The following is a 20,341-nucleotide window of genomic DNA, read 5'->3' on the forward strand; positions in this document are numbered from 1 at the left end:
TAGCTGCAAGGGAAAAGGTGACAGAACCTGGCAGTGTATTGTCGTGCAGGTCGGCGCGATGGTGGATCGTGTCGTTCACCTGCCAATGCTGATCGCCGGCGCGGACAGCAAGCGTCCGGTGTTCGTTCATGCGGGTTCCAGGCCGTGGTTCACGTTTCACTCGCCGCGTATGGCCGATTCCAGGCGTTCGATATCCGCCAAGGTTTCCTGGAGGAGTACGAGCCGGTGCGCCGCGACCTCCGCACCGCTGTTGCGCACCGCGACGCCCTTGGCAACCGCCGCCTCGATGCCGGCGATGGTGGCGTCGAGCCGTTCCAGCATGTCACGACGAAACTCGGCAGCACTCGCCTTGATGCGCTCTTCAAAATCATGGCGCAGCCGTCCCGATTGCATCTCCACCAGTTCCGACGCGCGTTGACGCGCCTTGCGCAGGATCAACGGATGGCCGATGACGCGCGGCAACCAGCGGGCGATGGCAGCGCCGATCAGCACCAAGGAGGGCGGCTCCTGCCAGAACTTGTATTGAAAGCCCGAGCGGGTTTGCCAGAGGGATTCGGTGTGCGTGGCCTGGAACGGGAGAGAAAAGAGATCGGCGGAGTAGCGCACCAATTCGTCGGCGAGGGCCTGGGCTTCGTTCCAGAAGCGCCGGCACAGGGCGGCGAACACCTCGCTCACCTCCTTGTCCTCGTCGCGCCGCCAGGCGTCGAATTCGCGCTGCACGGCCTCCAGCAGATGCCGCTCCAACCCCTGCTGCAATGCCGCCGAACCTTGCGGACGCAAATCCTCGTACCAGGCGGTGAGCGCACTTTGCAGGCGCGGCTCCAGCACCTGTTTCAAGGCTTCGAGATCGGGCTCCACCTTCTCCTTCACCAACCGTTTCGCCTCGGCGGCGAGCAGGGTTGCGAAGTCGGTGCGCGCCTGCGCGGCCTCGCGCTTTTTCGTGGCGAAGGCGGCGAGATTGGCCTCGATGCGCTCCAGCGGTTCGGTAAGGGCGCGGCTCTCCAGCCCCGCCGCCAGACGGGCCTGCTCCAGCAGGCGCAGCAGATGGTGGCGCATGGAGCGCTCCCACACCGCGCCCTTCTCCTCGCGCAGGAAACGCCCCAGGGCCTCGGCAAAAAGAGAGAGACCACTCTCGGCCAGCACCTCCGGCGCGGCATTCAGCTTGCCCCGGAGCGCCAGGCGCGCGGAGATCGGAAACACCTCCACCGGCTCGCCGGCAGCCTGGGCGAGGGCATGGGCAGTAAAGGCGACCGACTCTTCCAGTTCGGAAGGACTCAGATAGTCTGCCTTGTTCAACAGGCAGAACACCTTGCTGGAGTGGCGGCGGATGTCGGCGAGGAAATCCAGCTCCGCCCGCCCGGCGGGCTGATCCACCGAGATCACCAGCAACACGGCGTCGGCCTGGGGCAGGTAGCGGTAGGTCACCTCGGTGTTGTGGTCGTGCACCGAACCGATCCCCGGCGTGTCCACCAGACGGATCCCCTCCTTCAGCCACGGGGAGGGATACTGTACGACCACCTCCCGTACGCCTTTGACGTTGCGCGGATTGGCCGCTTCGGTCACGTAGTCGGCAAGGGTGTCGCCGGCGATGGTGCGCTCCGCGCCGTTCTCGAAGCGGACCCGCGCGGACGGCGTCTCGCCGTAGTGCAGCACCGTCACCACCGCCGTCACCGGCACCACCGCCACCGGCAGCAGTTCGGCGCCGAGCAGGGCGTTGATGAGGGTGCTCTTGCCGCGCTTGAACTGCCCCACCACCACCAGGTTGAACGACTGTGCCGCCAGCTTGGCACGCAGCGTGGCGCAGGCCTCGCGGTCCGTGCCCTCCAGCGCACACGCCTGGTCAAGCCAGTGGCTGAGTTGAGAGCACAGTTCGCTGCCGCAATTCGTCACGACGGTTGCTCCTGCCCGTGCCTCGGCGTTTGCCGATGGTTCAGCAGCCACTTTTCCACCTCCACGATCAGCAGCAGCGCGAATCCCACCAGCGCGCACAGTCCCCATCCCGCGAGGGTGATCGGCGCGGTGGAGAACAGCGCCTGAAACGGTGCGGCGTAGGTGAAGGCCAGTTGCGCGGTTAGCAGCAGCGCGATGCTGATCCAGATGGCGCGGTTGCCGCGCAGTCCACCGCGTAGCACCGAGCGATGCAGGAAGCGGGTGTTGAACAGGTAGAAGATTTCGCCCATCACCAGGGCGTTGACCGCCACGGTGCGGGCCGAATCCAGCGAGTCGCCCTCCGTCAGCTCCCACAGGAACAGCCACAGGATACCCGCGGTCAGCAGCGTGCTGACCAGTACCACGCGCCAGACCAGATAGCCCGAGAGCAGCGGTTCGTCGGCACGGCGCGGCGGGCGCGCCATCAGATCGCCCTCGGGCGGCTCGAAGGTGAGGGCCAGCGCCAGGGTCACTGCGGTGATCATGTTGACCCACAGGATCTGGGCCGGGGTGATGGGCAGGGTGACGCCAAGCAGGATGGCGGCGGCAATCACGCTCGCCTCGGCGCCGTTGGTGGGCAGGATGAAGAGGATCGATTTCTTCAGGTTGTCGTAGATGGTGCGTCCCTCCTCCACGGCATGGGCGATGGTGGCGAAGTTGTCGTCCGCCAGCACCATCTCGGCGGCCTCGCGCGCCGCCTCCGTCCCCTTGCGCCCCATGGCGACGCCCACCTCGGCGCGCTTGAGGGCGGGGGCGTCGTTGACGCCGTCGCCGGTCATCACCACCACCTCGCCGTTCGCCTGCAGGGCCTCCACCAGGCGCAGCTTGTGTTCGGGGGCGGCGCGGGCGAACACCGAGGCGGCGGCGGCCGCGCGGCGCAATGCCACGCCGTCCATCGTGTCCAACTCGGCGCCATTTACCACGCGGCCCTTGGCGATCCCCAACTGGCCGGCGATGGCGGCGGCGGTCATCGCATGGTCGCCGGTGATCATCTTCACGCGGATGCCGGCGGCCTGGCAGCGGCCCACCGCCTCCCGGGCCTCGTCACGGGGCGGATCGGCGATGCCCACCAGGCCGAGCAGGGTGAGCCCCTGATCGAGGTCCGCCAGGGTCAGCTCGGTCCGGTCCGCCGGCAGGATCGCGTAGGCCAGCGCGAGCAGGCGGTCTCCCGCGGCAGCGATGTCCTCCACCTGCGCATGCCAGAACGCCGGATCCAGCGGCCGGTCTTCCCCGCCACTACGCTGGCGCGCGCAGCGCGGCAGAACCGCCTCCAGTGCCCCCTTGACCACCACGAAGTGATGGCCGGTCAGATCGTGATGCAGCGTGGCCATGAAGCGGTGGGCCGATTCGAAGGGGATGGCGTCCAGGCGCGGGCGCCGCTCCCGGTCCAGTTTCAGATCCAGCCCCGCCTTGCCGGCCAGCACGAGCAGCGCCCCCTCGGTGGGGTCGCCCTGCACCCGCCACTCGCCGTCGTGTTCCAGCAGGCGGGCGTCGTTGCACAGCAGGCCCGCCAGGATCAGCTCCTGGGCGTCGGCCCATTCATCCAGCACCACCTCGCGCCCATCGTCCTGGAAGCCGCCCGCCAGGGCGTAGCCCGCGCCGCTCACCTGCAACCGCCCGCCGGCGGTCACCAGGTGGCGGACGGTCATCTCGTTGCGGGTGAGGGTCCCGGTCTTGTCCGAGCAGATCACGGTGACCGCCCCCAGGGTCTCCACCGCCGGCAGCCGGCGCACGATGGCGTTGCGCCGCGCCATGCGCTGCACGCCGATGGCGAGCACGATAGTCAATATCGCCGGCAGCCCTTCGGGAATGGCCGCCACCGCCAGGCCGACTGCTGCCAGGAACATCTCCTCGGCACTGAAGCCGCGCCAGAGCGTGCCGACGGCGAACAACAGCGCGGCGCCGCCGACAATGGCCAGGGAGAGCACGCGGGCGAAGCGATCCATCTGCCGCAGCAAAGGCGTGGTCAACGGCTCGATACCACAGAGCAGGGCACTGATGCGGCTCAGTTCGGTGCCAGAGCCGGTGCCGACGGCCACGCCGATGCCGCGGCCCTGTCGCACCAAGGTACCGGCGTAGGCCATGCCGAAGCGCTCGGCCAGATGGGTAGCCGGCGCCACCGCCTCGCTCCCCTTGTCCACCGGCACCGATTCGCCGGTGAGGCTGGCCTCGTCGACGCGTAGCCCCCGCGCCTCGATGAGGCGCAGATCGGCGGCGATCCTGTCCCCGGGTTCGAGCACCACCAACTCGCCGGGCGCCACCGTCTCGGCCGGCACCTCGTGCCGCTCGCCCGCCCGCAGCACGGTCGCGCGGCGCGCCAGCCCCTCGCGGATGGCCACCAGCGCCGACTCCGCCTTGCCCTCCTGGAGAAAACCGACGATGGCGTTGATCACCACGACGGCGAGGATGACGGCCGTATCCACCCACTCGGCCAGCAGCGCGGTGATGAAGGCCGAGGCGAGCAGCACATAGATCAGCACGTTCTGAAACTGCGCCAGGAAGCGCCGCCAGGGGCTGCGCTGCGGAGGCGGCGGCAGGGCATTGGGACCGTGCAGCGCGAGGCGGCGCGCGCTCTCCTGCGGGGTCAACCCGGCACTATCCACAACGAAGGCCGCCAATACCTCGTTGGCCTCCAAGGCGTGCCACGGCCGCTCGCCGGCCGCAGGAATCGGCTCGTTCGGCCCTCGATCACCCGCGGCCGTCGTCATTGGTTCTCTTCTGCAGGACGGAGCCAAGCGCCGCGAGCACCGCCAGCCCCTGGTAGGTCAGCTCAATGTTGGGCAGTGCCATCGGGGCCCGCGCGAAGCCCCCTCCACCGCTCTGGCAGGCGAGTGCAAAGCCGGCGGCGGCGTGCGGGTGGGCGACCTGCAAGTCCAGCATCCGGCACGCATGAATACCGGCAAAGAGCGTTTCGAGGGTCGGCGCCACAGAATCCACCGTGAGCACGAAGCCAAAGTTGCGGTTCTGCACGCGCACAAGAAAATCCCGGGTGCGGGACGCGGCGGCGGTGGCCGCGCAGGCGTCCAGAGCGGTGAGCGCCCAATGGGTGTCGATCACGTTCGCCTTGGCGCCAAACCCGCCGCCTGGATGCTCCAGCGTGCCCAGGTGCGCGATGATCGCCGCTTCATCCACCGGCGTTCCCACCTTCCGCTTGAGCTGAAGGGTGAAGGCCAGGGCCTGGAAGGCCGACGAGTTCACCGGCGGCGCGGGCAGGTGGATGGGCAGCGCCGCGATTTTCCGGCGGATCGCGGCCGGCGGACTTCCCTCGCCCAGCAGTGTCAGGGCGAGCGTGTGGTAATACAGCCCGTGCACTTGCGCAGAGACGGGAAAACCGTGGAGAAAGACGCGGGTCGCCTCGTCTCGCGGCGGCGCCTCGCCGGCAAGGTGCAGCCCGGCGAGCGCGTAGTAGGTGTCGTGCAGGTTGGGCTCCTCGACGCCCATCGCCCGATAGAAACAGTATCCTCCGGATGGACTCTGCCGGCTGCGCAGGTAGGCGGCCGCTCGCGCCATGGCGGGCGGGATCGCGGCGGCGAGCCCCGCACCGGTTCGCTTCGGCGTGACGCTCATTAATCTTTGTTCACCGGCGACCGAAGCGAGCGGCACCGCCGAGGGCCGCCTCGATCTCCAGCAGGCGGTTGTACTTGGCGATGCGCTCGCTGCGGCACAGCGAACCGGTCTTGATCTGGCCGCCGCCCATGGCGACGGCGAAGTCGGCCATGAAGGGATCCTCGGTCTCGCCGGAGCGGTGGGAGATGACGAAACCCCAGCCGGCGTCGCGGCAGAGCTGGATCGCCTCGATGGTCTCGGTCACGGTGCCGATCTGGTTGAGCTTGATGAGGGCGGCATTACAGGTTTTCTCCCTGATGCCGCGGCGGATGTATTGCGGATTGGTCACCAGGATGTCGTCGCCGACGATCTGGATGCGCCCGCCGAGGGCCGCCGTCTGTGCGCGAAAGCCGTCCCAGTCGTTCTCATCGAGGCCGTCCTCGATGGAGATGATCGGGTACTTGTCGAGCCAGGCGGCATAGAAGGCGGTCATCTCGGCGCTGCTCTTCACCTCCTGGCCGCTGCGCTCGAGATGGTAGGCGCCGTCGCGGTAGAAGGAGCTGGCCGCCGGGTCGAGGGCGATGGCCACGTCCGTACCGGGGCGGTAACCGGCCGTCTCGATGGCGGCCACGATCAGCTCGCAGGCCTCGTCGTTGCTCTTCACCTGCGGCGCGAAACCGCCCTCGTCGCCGACGCTGGTGGCGTAACCCTTTTTCCGTAGGATCCCGCGCAGGGCGGCGAAGGTCTCGGCGCCGTAGCGCAGCGCCTCGACGAAGTTGGGCGCGCCGTGCGGGACGATCATGAACTCCTGGAAATCGAGGTTGGAGTCGGCGTGCTTGCCGCCGTTGAGCACGTTCATCATCGGCACCGGCAGGCGCACCGCGCCGGCTCCGCCCAGGTAGGCATACAGAGGAAGATGGCTCGCCTTGGCCGCGGCGCGTGCCACTGCCTGAGAGACGCCGAGGATGGCGTTGGCGCCGAGACGGCCCTTGTTGGGGGTACCGTCCAACTCGATCATTTGCGCGTCGATGCGCGCCTGGTCGCGCGGGTCGGCGCCGAGCAGGGCCGGGGCGATCTCGGTGTTGACATTGGCCACGGCGCGCAGCACGCCCTTGCCGCGGTAGCGTTTGGCATCGCCGTCGCGCAGCTCCACCGCCTCGTTCTCGCCGGTGGAGGCGCCCGAGGGGACCGAGGCGTCGGCGACGGTGCCATCGGAGAGCGCGACCGTCACGCGCACGGTGGGGTTGCCGCGTGAGTCGAGGATCTCCAGGGCGTCGATGGATTGGATTCGTGGGCTCATGACGGTTCCTTTCGTGAGTGAGAGGGGTTGTTCATTCTGGGTGGGCGATGTGACGGAGCGTTTGGCCCGCCTTCGCCCCGGAAGACGGTTTCGGCAGGTTCAAGTCCTCAGGGTCGCCACCAGACGCTGGGGCCGGCGCAACAGACCCAGGGCCGAGTGGATGTCCGGGACGGCCACATCCGCCGCCAGCAGGGTCGCCATCGCCGCGCCCTCTGCCTGCACCACACAGATGCCCAGGGCGGCGGCCTTGAGCATAAGGCAATCGTTGCGGCCATTTCCCACGGCGACGCAGCGCCCCGCCCCCAGGCTTTGCACGTGGCGCAGCTTGGCTTGGTCCTGAGCGTCCGGGTCTAGCACTATGAGCTCGCAGGGCAGGCCGGCCAGGTTGTCCCGCGCCCGGCCGAAGGTGTCGGCGGTGAGGACGCGCAGCCTGAGGTGTCGGCTCAGCGCCTCCAGGGCCTCGGCCACGCCGGGCAGCAGCGCGCCGTCCACGGCCAGGGTGCCGTTGTAGTCCAGCACCAGGTGTTCCAGGGCCAGGGCGGGACCGCCGGGTATCGTGATCTCCAGCATGGGGGCTCCTTGGGTAGTGAGGGGTCAAGGGGAGAAGGGGCTTCATGGGGCCTCGGCCGCGCGCCTCGCCGCCTCGCGCACCGCATGGGCCGGGTGTTCCCGGACCAGCCGCGCCAGGGCGCGCCGGCGCGCTCCGTCCGGGCCCGGACCGCGGAGGCTGCGCACCACTTCCAGCCCCTCCACCACATCGACGGGATGGCACAGGGCGCAGGCCACGAGGGCATCGGCGGCGCCGGCCACGGAGCACCGGCCCAGGGCGAGGATGGCCCGCAGGCGCACATCCGCCAGCGGGTGTTCCAGTGCGTGCAGCAGCTTCTCGCCGTAGTCGCGGGCACTCAGGTCCGCCATGCGCGCACCGCATACGGGGCAACGCTCCGCCGATTGATCCAGCGGCGCGAAACAGGCCGGGCAGAAGCCGGGGCGGGTACTCATGCGGTGACTCCCCGCTCAGTCGGATGGCGTGTCGAGGGTTTCAAGGGCGCTGTTCTGTTCGATGCGAGGGCACACGGTGGACTCCTTGTTGGTGGGTGACGATGTCCGAGCGGGTGGGGGCCTATTTCGTGATCAGCACCGCGCACGGCGCATGGCTCACGACCTGCTTCGAGATCGAGCCCATGAGGAAGCGCTGTATCAGGCCGCGGCCGCGGTGACCGATGACGATGAGGTCGGCGCCGCCCGCCTCTGCGTGGGCGATAATCTGCTCCGCCGGGTGGCCAACGGCCACCCGGTATTCGGCCTGCACCCCCTGCGCCTCGGGACGCGCGGCGAGTTCTTGTAGCAGCTTCTCATGGTACTGCCGTGACGATTCGATGACCGCCTCGGTTTCCACGTCCGCGCCCCCCTCCGGGGGGCGCGCGATGGCCAGCACCGTCAAGGCGGCACCGTAGGTGCAGGCCAGCCCCGCAGCCAGGGCAAAGGCACGCAGGGCCGGCTCGGATCCGTCATAACCAGTCAGTATCTGCTTGAACATCGGGGGGTCTCCTTAATTCCATCACGATGACTTGTCGTTGCCGCGCTGCACCGGGGTCGACGCCCCCGGCAACAGGTGACGCGGCAGGAAAAAGGCGTTGGCGATCAGGGTCGGCACCACGGCGCTGGCGATCACCGCCGCCACCAGGTAGGAGTATTGCGCCTGGTCGATGATGTCGTGGGAGAGGCCGAACAGGGACGAGATGGTGCCGAAAGTGAGGCCGGTGGACATCAACAGGGTGGTGTACATCGCCTCGCGCTTGGGCGACTTGTGCAGCTGCGTGATCGGGTAGACACCGACGAACTTGGTCACCATCTTGGCCGCCAGTAGGATCAGGAAGGCCGGCGGCGCCGCCGCCAGCGCCGGCAGCGATACCAGACTGCCGGCGCGGATGAAATAGAACGGGGTCAGCAGGCCGAAGGTGAGCGTGCGCAGGCGACGGATGAGCTGGTGATCGCGCCCCACCGTGCCGGCCAGCACCATGCCCACCACGTAGGCGGGCAGCACCGGCTCGCTGTCGGCCCAGGAGGCGAGCGCCCCCAGGCCGAACAGCACCGCCAGCAGGAACTTCGTCTCCAGCTCCGAGGGGCGGCCGCCGTAGCGGTGGAACAGCCGTCGTGTCGCCCAAGGAAGGAGCACGAAGGCGAGCAGCGCGCCGGCAAAGAAGATCAGCGTCTTAAACGTGAATGGCGAGAACATCAGGCCCAGGGCGAGCACCGTGAGCAGGTCGGTGATGAAGCAGGCGGCGAGCACAGTCTTGCCGTAGTCGGTGGCATTGAGGCCGAACTCCAGCATCACCGCGTAGACCACCGCCACCGAGGTGGTCGATAGGGCAATGCCGGCCAGCCAGCTCGCCTCCACGCTCCAGTCGAGCAGGTAGTAGGCCGCCGCCGCGCAGCCGATGAAGGGGGAGAGAAAACCGGCCACCCCCACCGCACTCGCCTCCTTCCAGTTGCGCCGGAAGGCATCGGGGTCCAGTTCCGCGCCCGCCAGGAAGGTGAGCACGATGGCACCGGCGCCAGCGAGAAACTTGATCCACGACGCGTCGCCCTGCAGCAGCTGCATGCCGAGGGCGGCGCCGATGAGCAACTGCGCCACGGTGCCCACCACGATCTCGGACAGCGCCGTGGCGATGCGCAGCTGGATGGAAATGAGCGTCGCCACCAGGGCGAGTCCCACCCACAGCGCGGCCAGTGCCCAGAGTTCGGTCATTGCGCGTTCCCCTTAAGCGGACGGCGCGCCGTCCAGGGTGCCGTATTCCACCGGCATCATGGCGTAGAACAGGGCGACCTGCTCCGCCCGCAGCACATCGAGGAAGCGGGCCGCCTCCTCCTCGCTCACCACGAACACCACCTCCACCGGAAAGTCCGCCGCCAGCTCGAAGAAGTGCTCCTCGTGCAGCACGCCGTGGCGGCCGAAGCCGGCGATGGCGCGAAAGGCCGAACCGCCGTGGATGCCGAGGGCCTTCGCCTTCTCCAGCAGCCATTCATAAAGAAGATGGCCATGGTGGCGGCGGGTCTCATGCACATATATCTTGAGATAGGTGCCTTTCACTCATTCGCTCCTTGGGTTTAGGACTTCAACAGGCCCACGCTGGCGATCCCCAGCAGGGTCATGAGCAGCGAGCCGGCCAGGTGCGCCGCGGCGGCACCTGCCGCCCAGCCGTACTGGCCGCGCGTCGCCAGGCTCACCACCTCCGCCGAAAAGGTGGAGAAGGTGGTGAAGGCCCCGAGGAAGCCGGTGATGGCGAACAGCCGTGCCTCGGGCGGCAGCCCCGGGTGCTGCGCGAACAGGGTGATCGCCACTCCAATGAGATAGCCGCCAGCGAGATTGGCCGCCAGGGTGCCGAACGGCAGCGTGGGAAAGATCGGGTTGAGGACGGTGCCGAACCACCAGCGCAGCCACGCCCCGAGGGTGGCGCCGATGCCGACAAGAAGAAATCCGATGGGATTCAATCATTCGCTCCGTTGCGGTTTTTGGTACCGGAGCGAAGGGGCGTGCCTACACCTCCGAACTCCGGAGCAGTGTAGGCATCATCAGCCGCGAGGGCGGTTTGGGAGGGATGCCATCTCCCGGCTCTGTGCCTGTTGTACGATGAATAATAGAATGGGATGAAAGATGGGCGCAAGCGCATGACACTGATAGGCCGCAACACGGTGCCATGGATATCAACGGGTTACGCGCGAACGAGTTACGTGTTGGTTTGCGGCATTGATAGGCGACGTAAACAGCCCCCGATCGGATCGCACCGTGTACGTTTGATCACCGGGTGCGACCATAAAATCCTTCGCCGCACTTGACTTCGACATCCTCCGACTGGAGGGTGCAGCAACGCTTCGTTCAGCGGACGGCGGGCCTTTCCTTTGGTGATGATGAACGCGTCGTCCGCAGGTCTACTGGTAGTTTTCCGCCGCCCGCAACAGCGCCCCGGAGAGATCCGGCAGACCGAGATCGGGCATCCAGCCGCCGGCCTCGGCCCAGGTCCACAGGCCGATCAGCAGGAACAGTCCGGAGGCCACGTAGCGCATGGGTGCGGCCGGGATGCTGGCCGCGAAGCGCTTGCCTAGGATCAGGGCCGGGGTCGTGATCAGAAGAATGCCCACTGTGGCCCCCAACACGACCGGCAGCAGGGCACCGGAGGCCCCAGCCAGGGTGATGACCGCCAATTGGGTCTTGTCAAACATCTCGAACACGAAAAAGGCGATCGCGGCCGCGAGGAAGGCGCTGCGGGCGTAGGTGTCTTTCTCCAGTTCCTCGTCTTCGGGGATCAGGACCCAGACGGCCATGACCAGGAAAGCGGTCCCGACTACCCACAAATGCCAGTCGGTGGCGATCACCGCAAACAGCCAGATACCGGCGACCGCAGACACCAGCTGGTTCAGGAACAGCCCGGTGGCCATGCCCCAGAAAACGACCCAGGCGCTGCGGCAGCGCATCCCGAACAAGGCGGCCAGAAACATCGAGCGATCGCCGATCTCGGCGACGGCAACAGCAAGTATCGAGAGCAGGAAGAGTTCCATGGGGGCAATCCGGGGCGAGCGGCACGACGCAACCGGTGACACCGTCATCGCCGCCCGCCCATGGGCCGGGCTCGCATGAACGCGAGCCGGATGTCGGTGCCACAGGTCTCGTCAGGCCGTTCGACGAAGACGCGCCGGGGCGCCTTCGAGCGGCTGCACACGCCACGGCCAAGCGGCCAAGTCTGTTGACGCGTGCCTCCGGCCCGGGTGGCCGGAGCGACTACTCCCCTGAGGGTGCGCGGACTATAGCCAAGTCCTGACCTGTCTGTCCAGTGGTCAGGTTACGGGGCGCCAGGCCTCGTGGCCGCGGTTCATGCACTGATAGCACCCCTCGCGTGCCCCGGATGTCCGGGCTGTTCGAGCAGGTTGTCGGGCTGATAGGCGAAGGCACTCATAGGCTTCAGGCAGGTTCCATCCGTAAGACCTTTTCGATGGACAGTGACAGTAGTCGATCTACACATAATGAAGGCCGGTAGCGGCCCGAAACGGGTGTGTCGCCTGTCGCGTTGGGAAGCACCGGGGATCCGGGTCATCTAGCCCTCCCTTAACTCCCCCCGGCGCGCCGCGACAGCACCGACGGCACGCAGGGGGATCCGCAATCCTGCCATCGTCCGATCCCGGATTCTGGCCGGGTAGCGGAGGATGGTCTCTCTTGCACCACGGCAGTGCCCGGCCTCGGGCGCTGCCCGGGCCACTGCCCGTTTCATATCCGCCACCCCTCTTCGCATCCCGTTCCGCATCCCCGATGCGGTCACGACGCTGCGTGCCGTTTCCGGCGACAGTTCGTTGGCGAGGAGAAACGAGATGAACCAGCGCTACGCAGGGATCGGGCACCCGACCCACTCTTTCGCAAGAGAAGCCGTTTCGGCGGTCCCGATCCTTTGGCGAGACGAGCGCCCGGACGTGGAGCGGGAGTCCATGCACCGGGTACTGTGTGGCAGAGAGCCCGGGACCGCCCGGCTGCCTCTCATGCAACTCACCGAGAATGCCCAGGTCGACGCGATCCTGGACAGCCTGCGGCATGTCCGCCGCGACAGCGTGCTGGCGATCCTGCGCCACCCCGTCGACAGCGTGGCGCGAGTGATGCGAACCGATTTCGAAGTGGTCGACGGCGGCACGTCAGTCGCAGACGCATTGCAGCGGCTGCGCGCGAGCACCGCGCTCAGCAACGACGTGGTGTCGCTGCTGTTCGTCACCGATGCCGAGGGGCACTACCTCGGCCACGTGCGCCTGTCCTCACTGATGCGCGCGGAACCCGGCACAGTCGTGGGTAGCATTGTCGAATCCCGCAACAACCGGATCGCACCGACCGACAACAAGGTGGATGCAGCCCGCCTGCAACGCACGAACCTGCCGGTGCTACCGGTGGTGGATACGGCCAACCGCCTGGTCGGGGTGATCCGTTTCGACGATGCGATGGACGTGCTGGAGGAGGATACCTCCGAGGACGTGTACAAGAAGGCGGGGATCGGCGACCTGATCCACAACAAAGACGTTGTGCGTTCCGAAAAACTCACCTCCGGTGGCATTGGTTATCCGGTCAAGGTACGCCTGGCGTTTCTGATGGTGACCCTCGCGGGTGGCCTGATGGTGGGCGGCGTAATCGATTTCTTTGAGGACACCCTCGCTGCGATCGTGGCGTTGGCGATCTTCATTCCTCTGGTGATGGACATTAGCGCCACGTTGCCGTCGGTCGGTACCCGAAAAGGAACGGGCCGCCATCCGGCGGCCCGCAAGCTCATGCAACCAACCTTCTCGCCAGCTCGACCTCGATGCTATCACCGTCCTGGTTCAGCGCATCGAGACCTGTCTCCGGCATGTCGCCGGAGGTGGACTGGGCGACCGCAATCTTCTGTGCCATGAGGCTCAGGCACGTGGTCTGTGCCGTCCCCGCATAGCCGAAGAAGTGCACCTCCACCGCTTCCTTTTGGCCGATCCGCCAGGAACGGCGGGCGGCCTGCAGGAGGGTGTAGACGTTGTACCCGGTCTGCATGAAGGCGATGGTGGGGAACTCCAGCAGATCCAGCCCCGTCTTGACCAGTTCCGGGTTGGTCAGCAGCACGTCGATCCCCCGGTCCACCTGTTCCAGGATCCAGTCCTCCCTGCGGGAGGTGTCCACGGATGCCTTGAGCACCGCCACCTTCAGACCCGAACCCTCCAGCAGGAGCCTAAACCGGGAGGTGGTGTCGCGGGTCCCGGTGTAGGTGGTGTAGATCAGCGTACGGCGGCCGCGCGCCTTCTCCTTCCGGCACAGGTCGATGACGGCCTGTTCCTTGGGAGTCGGTTGATCCGCCCCGTAGAGACTGTCCACGGTTGCCAGGGTGTCCCTCGTGTGAGGGTGCCGGACGACCTCGGGACGGAAGCAGGTCTCCGGCCAGGCCAGTAGGGCGTTGAGCACCACCCCAAGCAGAGTGTTGTCACCCGTGCGCAAGGCCTCCCTGAGCCGTTCCGTCAGAACCGAGGAGAGGGCCGCGTAACGCTCGGCCTGCTCCAGATCCATGTCCACCTCGACATAATGCTCGCCGTAGGCCGGCAGAACGTCTCCGCCGATGTCCCTCAGTTTCAGGAACACGGTGAAGGGGAGCACATACCGGGCGATCCCCTTCGGGCCGAAACCGGGGGCCTTGGAGGTGCGTACCGTCATGCGCTTGCCCCGCGCCGTGCGGTGCGAGTCCGTTTCAGACTCCTTGTAGACGTCCTTCAGGATGCCGTGCCGGCGCATGAAGTCCATCGCGGCGGTGCCAAGGGTCCCCCGCCCATTGGGACGGAAACCGTCCTCGACCATGCGTGCGGGCATGATCCGCCACAGGAGGTAGAACAGGTCGTCCGCATAACCACCCATGAGCGTGCCGGTCAACAACAGCACCTTGCGCACATGGTTGGCGAGCACGCCCATGGCCTGGCCTTGCGCCGAGCCTTCGTTCTTGTACTCATGACCCTCATCCACGATGAGCAGGTCGAAGAACCCACGGGGCAGATACCGCTTGATGAACTCCGTGGGCTGGTACCCGCCCTGGCCAAAGTGGAATTCCAGGGACCCGAGCCTGCGCTCGATCCTGGCTGCCTGGCGATCGGTGAAGTAAAGCTCGCCGTCCTGGTCCATCAGGTTGACGAACTCGTAGACGTTGTCGGACAACATCTCCTCCAGCGCCTGTTCGCCGAATACCCTCAACAACCTCTCAGCGGCCTTGGGGCCGATCGTTGGGATCTGCACTAGGGCCTTGGTGACCAGCTCCCGCTTGCTCAGCGGGGTCTTGGGCCTCATGAGGGTCCACAACGGTGCCCGGCATTCGGGACACACGCGGCGCCGGTCATCCGGGAACGATGAGACGGAAATGTCCTGCCCGTCGTCGTCCGACAGGACATGCCCGCAGTCGGCGCAGGAGGCAGCCGCGATCGCCCGCATCGGCCGGTCCCCGGTCGCGTCATCTCCGGAGCGGAGATAACGCTTCCTCGTGGCCACCGCCGGTCTCCAGTGGAAGCCCATGCGCATGCGGACACGTCCCAGGATGAAGAACTCGGGTTCCTCGGATCTGGGCATGCCAGCCATTTCACGAAGGGCGATCAGCTTGGAGAGAGTGTCGGGGCCATTGAGGATCCACACTCGGACTCCAGGGACGGTCTCCTGGATCTCCCTACGCCACTTGTAGACCAGGTGGGGCGGGGACAACACCAGGAAGCGGCGCGCCCCCTCGGCATGCATGACCGCCGCCGTGGTGATGGCCATCATGGTCTTGCCGGTGCCCATCTCGGCGTTGAGAATGGCCGCCGGTTCGTTGGCGTCCGCCAGGAGCTTCACGATCGCCTGGACCGCATCCCGCTGGGACGGGAACGGGTCCCGGGCCAGCCCTGCCATGATCAGGTCCCGGAAAGGGTCCGGATTGCCGTCATAGACAGGCGGGTTCTGGCGTGCGACGGCCTCGAGGAGGCCTTCCCCGAACTCCTCCACGAACGAGGCGAGGGGGATCACGTTGGAGGCAACCGGATCCGCGTCGGTTGCCAGGGCTTGCTGCTCATGCGTCATGGTGCATCTCCTGTGAAAAGCGCCGGATGCACCAACCCCCTGACGGGGAAGGCGCTCCCCGGCAGGGTTGAAGTGAAACTGCAGGATCGAGCCCGAAGGCCGCGCCTCTTCCCGGTCCAAAGGCGCTTTGTGGGCGTCACTGAATCCGCAGTGACTACGGTTGAACGCGGGTCTTTTCAAAGCACCCCCATCGGAGATGCTTTGAAAAGACCCACCCCCGAAGGGGTGGGTGGCATGAGGGTCAATCTGTGCCGCGAACGGGCCGCAGATCGGTCTTTGTCTTCCTGGAATGCTCCAGCGGGAGATGGCCATCCCGCACCAGGGAAGAGAGGCAGCTCTCGATCTCCTCACGGCGTGCCAGATCGAGCAGCGTACCGTGGACCCGATAGCCGGAAATCCCCTTGATGCAACCGATGGCGGCAAGGCGGTCCAGCACTGTGTCCCGCCAATGGTCGAGCACCGGAACCCAGAGTGTTTCCCTGAGAAGGTCCCAGACAGCGTCCCGGTCATCCGCCAAGGCGTCCCGGCGAAGTAGCAGGGCGCGCCCGTTGGCGTGGTCCGGTTCCCTGAGGATGCGGTCCATGAGCCAGACATGGATCATCTCGCCGAAGACGGTGTCCGATCTCCTGGCGCTCTCCCGCAACAGGCGGTCGGGATCCAGGAATGGCACGTGCTTCGCGCCCTCTTCGTGACCGTCCCCAATCCGGAAGGCACGAAGGCCGCCATCGCGCTCCGGCAACGATAGGCGTGCCAGGAATTCCTGCATGGCGGTATCCCGTCCCCACAGAGAGAGGAACCGGGGACCGGCTTCGTCGACGAGATGGGCGTCACAAAAGACGCCCGGAATTTCAGGAAGGTCGAGCATGATTACTCTCCGCAGTTGAACAGGCCAGCCCCGGCCGGCAAAGCGGCAGGGGCTGGCTGAGTGGAAGTATTGAGCCGGCGGATGCCGGCCATCATCAATGCGACCGGCAAAGCCTACCGATGGCCTCGCAGGCCTCCTCGATTGCCCGGTCGGCCAGCTCGAACGCGGTCTCCGTGAAGTAATCTTCTCCGGAGTCCGACTCCAGGCCATGCAGGGCCGATCTCGAGAGCTCGATATCGGTCCTTATGGCCACAACCTCCAGCCGGACATAGGTCCAACCTCGGCCGTAGTCACAGGCGCGCTCGTACTCCTGGTGCGCGTAGTCGGCATTCAGCGGGATGAACCACCGGCAGTCCCGTGAACCGCCGCGGTGATGGCGAACGGCGCCGGACTCCCAGGTGTCGGAGAAGCGGCCGTTGCCACAACCGATCTCTTCCCACCAACCGTGCTCGTCCGCCGTCACCTTGGCTACCAGGTCGAAACCGGCCTCGGACCACGTGGCCGTCGGGTTGTAATGGCGGTCGTCCTCCCACTCGAAGCCGGTCCTGGCGATCCGCTCCTGCAGCCGCAGGTGATTTCGAGCCGAGCGAAGAGCCGCGCTGGCGTTCGCATGTGGATGTTTCCGGCGCAGCCGGAGATAGGTGTCGCGTAGATCCATGGTGCATCTCCCATGAAAGCGCCGGATGCACCGACCCCCTGACGGGGGTCGGTGCTCCCCGGCAGGGTTGAAGTGAAATTGCAGGACCGGGCCCGAAGGCCGCGCCTCTTCCCGGTCCGAGGGCATTTTGAAATGACGCACCCCCCGGGGGATGGGTCCCCCTTGCTAGTCGATCGCAGCGAGAATCTTCCGGCACTCCGGGTGTCCTGCGGCGAACTCCCGGAGGGCGTGGAAGAGATCGATGAAGCGCTCGTCCGTCGTGCGCTCAGCCATCAAGCTGAACGCAAAGAGACACGCGACGATGCCCGCGGCATCCGGAGACATTTCCCCTTCGTAGCCGTTCATCGGCCACGAGATTTTCATGTTCCCGTCATGCTCCGGAGCCATGTAGAAGCCGCCGTTCGACAAGCGAAAAAACTGCCAGTAGGCGCCATGATAGGTATCGCAAAGCCGCCCCATCATGTCGTAGACCATGGCTTCGGCCACGATCATGTGCTTTCCAAAGACAGAGGGCATCGTGCCGATGCGCTCGTCACCAGGAACCTGGACGGCGGTGACTGCAGCTGCGTTGTGTGCGTACATAGGTGCATCTCCCATGAAAAGCGCCGGATGCACCAACCCCCTGACGGGGAAGGCGCTCCCCGGCAGGGTTGAAGTGAAACTGCAGGACCGAGCCCGAAGGCCGCGCCTCTTCCCGGTCCGAAGGCGCTTTGTGGGCGTCACTGAATCCGCAGTGACTACGGTTGAACCCAGGTCTTTTCAAAGCGCCCCCATCGGAGATGCTTTGAAAAGACCCACCCCCGAAGGGGTGGGGTGGTTGCGTCAAATGGTCTTCAAGGCCTCACTGTAGGCTGCGTCGATATCCGCCCAGTCGATGCTTCCGCCCTCGGCTTCGCCTCGCCGGTAGGCCTCGACCAGCATGCGTGCCGATTTCATGGCCGCCCGTTGCCTGCGCAGGACGCACACGCTGGCATCGGCGTCAGGCCAGTCCTCTTCGTCATGGAGCGCGGCCACCACCTTGAACTCCAGAGGCACCCCGGCATCGCCATCCTCCTCGTAGTCGTCGAAGAGGAGCGGAACGTCGTCCGAGTCGTCCCAGATCCTGCCCGCATCGAAAAGCGCCATGGCCTTGTCGATGCCTGCTTGATCCGTCCCGGCGCGCACGCCGACCTGGACGCGGTGGATATAGGGCAACTGGTACTCCAAGACATATCGCCTCATCGTCCCGCCCTCCTATCGGATGACCAGCACATCGCCAAAAGTGTCACTGCCAGGCGTGAAGTCGATGGCCCGGATGACCGGCACGAAGCGGTCGAGGTGGATCCGCGTTTCACGAACATCTCCCGAACGCTCATCGACTTCGTTCTCCACCTTGACGACCTTCTCCTTGTGGGTGTCGCCTTTCACCACGTACACCCGGCCGTCATTCGACCGAACCGCTCCGGACACCTGACCGGCGGCCAGCNNGCTGGCCGCGCGCCGCCCGGAAGGTGACCTCGAAGCGGTTCCATAAGGACTGACCGGACTTCACCTCGTCCGCCAGCTGAAAAGGATCGATCTTCACCGTGATGAATCTCGGCGGTTGACGATCCCCCTTGGGGACGGTGGGTAGAGTCTGATAGACCGGTTCATCCCACATCGGAAGGTCCTGGACCTCGGCTTCCGCGCTCACCGCGGCAAGGATTTGCTTATCCCTCGGATCGACACCCTCCGACACCGGTTTGCGGATCCCGAACACGACCACCTGGCGGAACTGGTCGGTGGCCGCGCGGTAGACGCGGACCTCCCGAAAGTGCCTGGCGATCCATGAGCGGAACTCCGCATCCAGAGAGTAGTCCGGGACGATCAACACCATGATGCCGCCAAACTGCAGCGTCCCCACGGTGCGGTCGTAGAAGAGCTTCTCCAACCGCTTGCGGCCTTTCCATCGGGCCGCGGAGGCGCCTACCTGGTCGGACACAAGATCCCCGTAGGGCGGGTTGAGCCAGAGCATCCCGAAACTGCGGGGCTGAATCATCGTATCCATGAGATCGCCATGGATCACACGATCGAGAACGGTCTTGGCATGCCACGCCCGTTCACGGTGATACTCCACGCCGTAGGCGGACACTTCCGCCCCGGCGGTGCGAAGGTGGTTGGCCACCTCCAACAGAGCCGCTCCTTCCCCGCAGCACGGATCGAGGACGCGAATGACCCCGTCCTGGGGTGCCTTGATGGCAGACAGGACGCGCTTGATGGTGTCGTCGTCGGTCGGAAAGTACCCGTTCTTGATGAAGTTGCGCGCAAGGCGCGGAAACATGAGAGCCATAACATCCTCCTTGTCATTGATGAACACAGCCCCCTGGCGAATACCAGGGGCGGCGTTGGGTTGAAATGGATTCAGAGAAGCCCGCGCTCCGCGAAACTGACGGTCTCCGAGCCGATGACGAGATGATCCAGCACACGGATCTCCACCAGGGCCAGGGCCTCGCGCAGCCGACGGGTGATCGCCTCGTCGGAGCGCGAGGGTTCCGCGATCCCGGAGGGATGGTTATGTGCGAATATCACCGCGGCGGCGTTGTACCTGAGCGCGGCCTTGACGACCTCACGGGGGTACACGGCGGCGCCGTCGATCGTGCCGAAGAACATCTCTTCGTAGCGCAACAGATTGTGCCGGTTGTCCAGGAAGAGGACGGCGAAGACTTCCGCCTCCCGCTCGCCGAGCTTGAGCGCGAGAAAGCTCCGCGCATCCTCCGGAGAGCCGAAGTTGCGGTCCGCGGCGCGGTACCGCATGCGCTCCTCCAGAACCTGGCACGCGTACTGAATGACCTCGTCATCGGTGAGTTCGATGATGGAGACCTGTTTCGTCATGGACCACCTCCAGGTGAAGACGCCGGAGGCATCCCCTGCCGGGGATGGGATCCCCGGCAGGGTTGAAGAAACACCGGCCGCGTAATACGCTGCCGGCATGGATAAGTTGAATGTCATTCAGGGCTCCCGAGACGAGATCGAGAAGGCGTTCGTGGAATCCATATTCCGTGGTGAACGCAACCTCGAACTGGCGCGCAAGCTCAAGTCCAGACCCCCTTCCTTGGTAGTCCTCAGCCCCGGCGGCTCCGGTTCAGAGCCATCCGGGCGAGGATCTCCTCGTCGATAAGGCGAAGCGCAAGCTTCGCGTCCGCACGCCCCTCGGGGGTACGCACGTCTTTCAGGTTTTCGACGACGAAGGCCTGGTGAGTGCGAATCTCTTCGAGAGAGGCCTCTTCAAGCCAAGCAATAAAGGCCTTGATGGTCTCTTTGTTCATGGCGTGTCTCCTTGATGGGCTCCGGAGACACGTCGTCTCCCCTGCGGGGAGGCGCTCCCCGGCAGGGTTGAAGTGCAATTGCAGGACCGAGCCCGAAGGCCGCGCCTCTTCCCGGTCCGAAGGCGCTTAGAGGGCGTCACTGAATCCGCAGTGACCACGGTTGAACCCTGGTCTT

19 protein-coding genes, 2 pseudogenes and 1 riboswitch are annotated in these 20,341 nt (G+C 65.9%); of the genes and pseudogenes, 1 reads left to right on the plus strand and 20 read right to left on the minus strand.

Annotated elements, in window-relative coordinates:
• Nucleotides 1-156 precede the first annotated feature (156 nt).
• The 11 genes from B1C78_RS00445 to B1C78_RS00495 form a co-directional block, all read right to left on the minus strand.
• Nucleotides 157-1,890, minus strand: a complete 1,734-nt coding sequence (locus B1C78_RS00445) for a dynamin family protein (RefSeq protein ID WP_175628183.1) — start codon at nt 1,888-1,890, stop codon at nt 157-159.
• Nucleotides 1,887-4,637 carry a cation-transporting P-type ATPase gene (locus tag B1C78_RS00450; RefSeq protein ID WP_077277176.1) on the minus strand — a complete coding sequence of 917 codons (2,751 nt, stop codon included), beginning with the start codon at nt 4,635-4,637 and terminating at the stop codon, nt 1,887-1,889. The genes B1C78_RS00445 and B1C78_RS00450 overlap by 4 nt, the downstream gene beginning before the upstream one ends.
• The gene (locus B1C78_RS00455) at nt 4,618-5,496 is read right to left on the minus strand and encodes a prenyltransferase/squalene oxidase repeat-containing protein (RefSeq protein ID WP_139349751.1); all 879 of its coding nucleotides are present in this window, start codon (nt 5,494-5,496) and stop codon (nt 4,618-4,620) included. The genes B1C78_RS00450 and B1C78_RS00455 overlap by 20 nt, the downstream gene beginning before the upstream one ends.
• Before the next feature lie 10 nt (nt 5,497-5,506).
• Complete coding sequence (gene eno, locus B1C78_RS00460; protein ID WP_077277178.1) at nt 5,507-6,775, minus strand: phosphopyruvate hydratase; 1,269 nt, start codon at nt 6,773-6,775, stop codon at nt 5,507-5,509.
• A 99-nt stretch (nt 6,776-6,874) separates the two neighbouring features.
• The gene (locus B1C78_RS00465) at nt 6,875-7,345 is read right to left on the minus strand and encodes an HAD family hydrolase (protein WP_077277179.1); all 471 of its coding nucleotides are present in this window, start codon (nt 7,343-7,345) and stop codon (nt 6,875-6,877) included.
• A gap of 42 nt (nt 7,346-7,387) precedes the next feature.
• Entirely contained in the window at nt 7,388-7,777 is a 390-nt protein-coding gene (locus B1C78_RS00470) for a hypothetical protein (protein ID WP_077277180.1), read from the minus strand.
• Between the two features lie 121 nt (nt 7,778-7,898).
• Nucleotides 7,899-8,315 carry a universal stress protein gene (locus B1C78_RS00475; RefSeq protein ID WP_077277181.1) on the minus strand — a complete coding sequence of 139 codons (417 nt, stop codon included), beginning with the start codon at nt 8,313-8,315 and terminating at the stop codon, nt 7,899-7,901.
• A 21-nt stretch (nt 8,316-8,336) separates the two neighbouring features.
• Entirely contained in the window at nt 8,337-9,527 is a 1,191-nt protein-coding gene (locus B1C78_RS00480) for a cation:proton antiporter (RefSeq protein WP_077277182.1), read from the minus strand.
• A 12-nt stretch (nt 9,528-9,539) separates the two neighbouring features.
• Nucleotides 9,540-9,869, minus strand: coding sequence for a DUF190 domain-containing protein (locus B1C78_RS00485; protein WP_077277183.1), 330 nt, complete (start codon nt 9,867-9,869; stop codon nt 9,540-9,542).
• A gap of 17 nt (nt 9,870-9,886) precedes the next feature.
• Nucleotides 9,887-10,270 (minus strand): fluoride efflux transporter CrcB, encoded by a 384-nt coding sequence (gene crcB / locus B1C78_RS00490; protein WP_077277184.1) that lies wholly within the window; start codon nt 10,268-10,270, stop codon nt 9,887-9,889.
• Nucleotides 10,271-10,335: 65 nt separating this feature from the next.
• A riboswitch (Fluoride riboswitch) is annotated at nt 10,336-10,397 on the minus strand.
• A gap of 311 nt (nt 10,398-10,708) precedes the next feature.
• The gene (locus B1C78_RS00495; RefSeq protein ID WP_077277185.1) at nt 10,709-11,335 is read right to left on the minus strand and encodes a TMEM165/GDT1 family protein; all 627 of its coding nucleotides are present in this window, start codon (nt 11,333-11,335) and stop codon (nt 10,709-10,711) included.
• A 969-nt stretch (nt 11,336-12,304) separates the two neighbouring features.
• Between B1C78_RS00495 and B1C78_RS18015 the strand changes: the two are divergent.
• A pseudogene (locus tag B1C78_RS18015) lies at nt 12,305-12,754 on the plus strand (CBS domain-containing protein); the annotation flags it as partial.
• Between the two features lie 319 nt (nt 12,755-13,073).
• Here B1C78_RS18015 and B1C78_RS00505 read toward each other — a convergent pair.
• The 9 genes and pseudogenes from B1C78_RS00505 to B1C78_RS00540 all read right to left on the minus strand — a co-directional run bounded on the left by B1C78_RS00505 (nt 13,074) and on the right by B1C78_RS00540 (nt 20,166).
• Nucleotides 13,074-15,359, minus strand: a complete 2,286-nt coding sequence (locus B1C78_RS00505) for a DEAD/DEAH box helicase (protein WP_077277186.1) — start codon at nt 15,357-15,359, stop codon at nt 13,074-13,076.
• 241 nt (nt 15,360-15,600) lie between these two features.
• Nucleotides 15,601-16,224: a hypothetical protein gene (locus B1C78_RS00510; protein ID WP_077277187.1), complete on the minus strand. Its 624-nt coding sequence runs from the start codon at nt 16,222-16,224 to the stop codon at nt 15,601-15,603.
• 94 nt (nt 16,225-16,318) lie between these two features.
• On the minus strand, nt 16,319-16,882 hold the full coding sequence (locus tag B1C78_RS00515; RefSeq protein WP_077277188.1) for a hypothetical protein: 564 nt from the start codon (nt 16,880-16,882) through the stop codon (nt 16,319-16,321).
• Between the two features lie 165 nt (nt 16,883-17,047).
• Complete coding sequence (locus B1C78_RS00520; protein ID WP_077277189.1) at nt 17,048-17,464, minus strand: antirestriction protein; 417 nt, start codon at nt 17,462-17,464, stop codon at nt 17,048-17,050.
• A gap of 240 nt (nt 17,465-17,704) precedes the next feature.
• On the minus strand, nt 17,705-18,103 hold the full coding sequence (locus B1C78_RS00525) for a hypothetical protein (protein WP_139349753.1): 399 nt from the start codon (nt 18,101-18,103) through the stop codon (nt 17,705-17,707).
• A 12-nt stretch (nt 18,104-18,115) separates the two neighbouring features.
• Nucleotides 18,116-18,298: a hypothetical protein gene (locus B1C78_RS18020; protein WP_425443944.1), complete on the minus strand. Its 183-nt coding sequence runs from the start codon at nt 18,296-18,298 to the stop codon at nt 18,116-18,118.
• 7 nt (nt 18,299-18,305) lie between these two features.
• Nucleotides 18,306-19,190 (minus strand): DUF6094 domain-containing protein, encoded by an 885-nt coding sequence (locus B1C78_RS00530; protein ID WP_425443945.1) that lies wholly within the window; start codon nt 19,188-19,190, stop codon nt 18,306-18,308.
• Nucleotides 19,191-19,261: 71 nt separating this feature from the next.
• Nucleotides 19,262-19,621: pseudogene (gene radC, locus B1C78_RS00535) on the minus strand (RadC family protein); the annotation flags it as partial.
• Between the two features lie 341 nt (nt 19,622-19,962).
• The gene (locus B1C78_RS00540; RefSeq protein ID WP_077277192.1) at nt 19,963-20,166 is read right to left on the minus strand and encodes a hypothetical protein; all 204 of its coding nucleotides are present in this window, start codon (nt 20,164-20,166) and stop codon (nt 19,963-19,965) included.
• Nucleotides 20,167-20,341 lie beyond the last annotated feature (175 nt).

Source organism: Thioalkalivibrio denitrificans (assembly GCF_002000365.1).
Lineage (GTDB): Bacteria > Pseudomonadota > Gammaproteobacteria > Ectothiorhodospirales > Ectothiorhodospiraceae > Thioalkalivibrio_A > Thioalkalivibrio_A denitrificans.

Excerpts from the sequence above, each read along its gene's own strand:
- B1C78_RS00450 (WP_077277176.1), bottom strand. The coding sequence starts at position 4,637 with ATGACGACGGCCGCGGGTGATCGAGGGCCGAACGAGCCGATTCCTGCG.
- B1C78_RS00455 (WP_139349751.1), bottom strand. The coding sequence starts at position 5,496 with ATGAGCGTCACGCCGAAGCGAACCGGTGCGGGGCTCGCCGCCGCGATC.
- eno (WP_077277178.1), bottom strand. The coding sequence starts at position 6,775 with ATGAGCCCACGAATCCAATCCATCGACGCCCTGGAGATCCTCGACTCA.
- B1C78_RS00465 (WP_077277179.1), bottom strand. The coding sequence starts at position 7,345 with ATGCTGGAGATCACGATACCCGGCGGTCCCGCCCTGGCCCTGGAACAC.
- B1C78_RS00470 (WP_077277180.1), bottom strand. The coding sequence starts at position 7,777 with ATGAGTACCCGCCCCGGCTTCTGCCCGGCCTGTTTCGCGCCGCTGGAT.
- B1C78_RS00475 (WP_077277181.1), bottom strand. The coding sequence starts at position 8,315 with ATGTTCAAGCAGATACTGACTGGTTATGACGGATCCGAGCCGGCCCTG.
- B1C78_RS00480 (WP_077277182.1), bottom strand. The coding sequence starts at position 9,527 with ATGACCGAACTCTGGGCACTGGCCGCGCTGTGGGTGGGACTCGCCCTG.
- B1C78_RS00495 (WP_077277185.1), bottom strand. The coding sequence starts at position 11,335 with ATGGAACTCTTCCTGCTCTCGATACTTGCTGTTGCCGTCGCCGAGATC.
- B1C78_RS00505 (WP_077277186.1), bottom strand. The coding sequence starts at position 15,359 with ATGACGCATGAGCAGCAAGCCCTGGCAACCGACGCGGATCCGGTTGCC.
- B1C78_RS00510 (WP_077277187.1), bottom strand. The coding sequence starts at position 16,224 with ATGCTCGACCTTCCTGAAATTCCGGGCGTCTTTTGTGACGCCCATCTC.
- B1C78_RS00515 (WP_077277188.1), bottom strand. The coding sequence starts at position 16,882 with ATGGATCTACGCGACACCTATCTCCGGCTGCGCCGGAAACATCCACAT.
- B1C78_RS00520 (WP_077277189.1), bottom strand. The coding sequence starts at position 17,464 with ATGTACGCACACAACGCAGCTGCAGTCACCGCCGTCCAGGTTCCTGGT.
- B1C78_RS00525 (WP_139349753.1), bottom strand. The coding sequence starts at position 18,103 with ATGAGGCGATATGTCTTGGAGTACCAGTTGCCCTATATCCACCGCGTC.
- B1C78_RS00540 (WP_077277192.1), bottom strand. The coding sequence starts at position 20,166 with ATGAACAAAGAGACCATCAAGGCCTTTATTGCTTGGCTTGAAGAGGCC.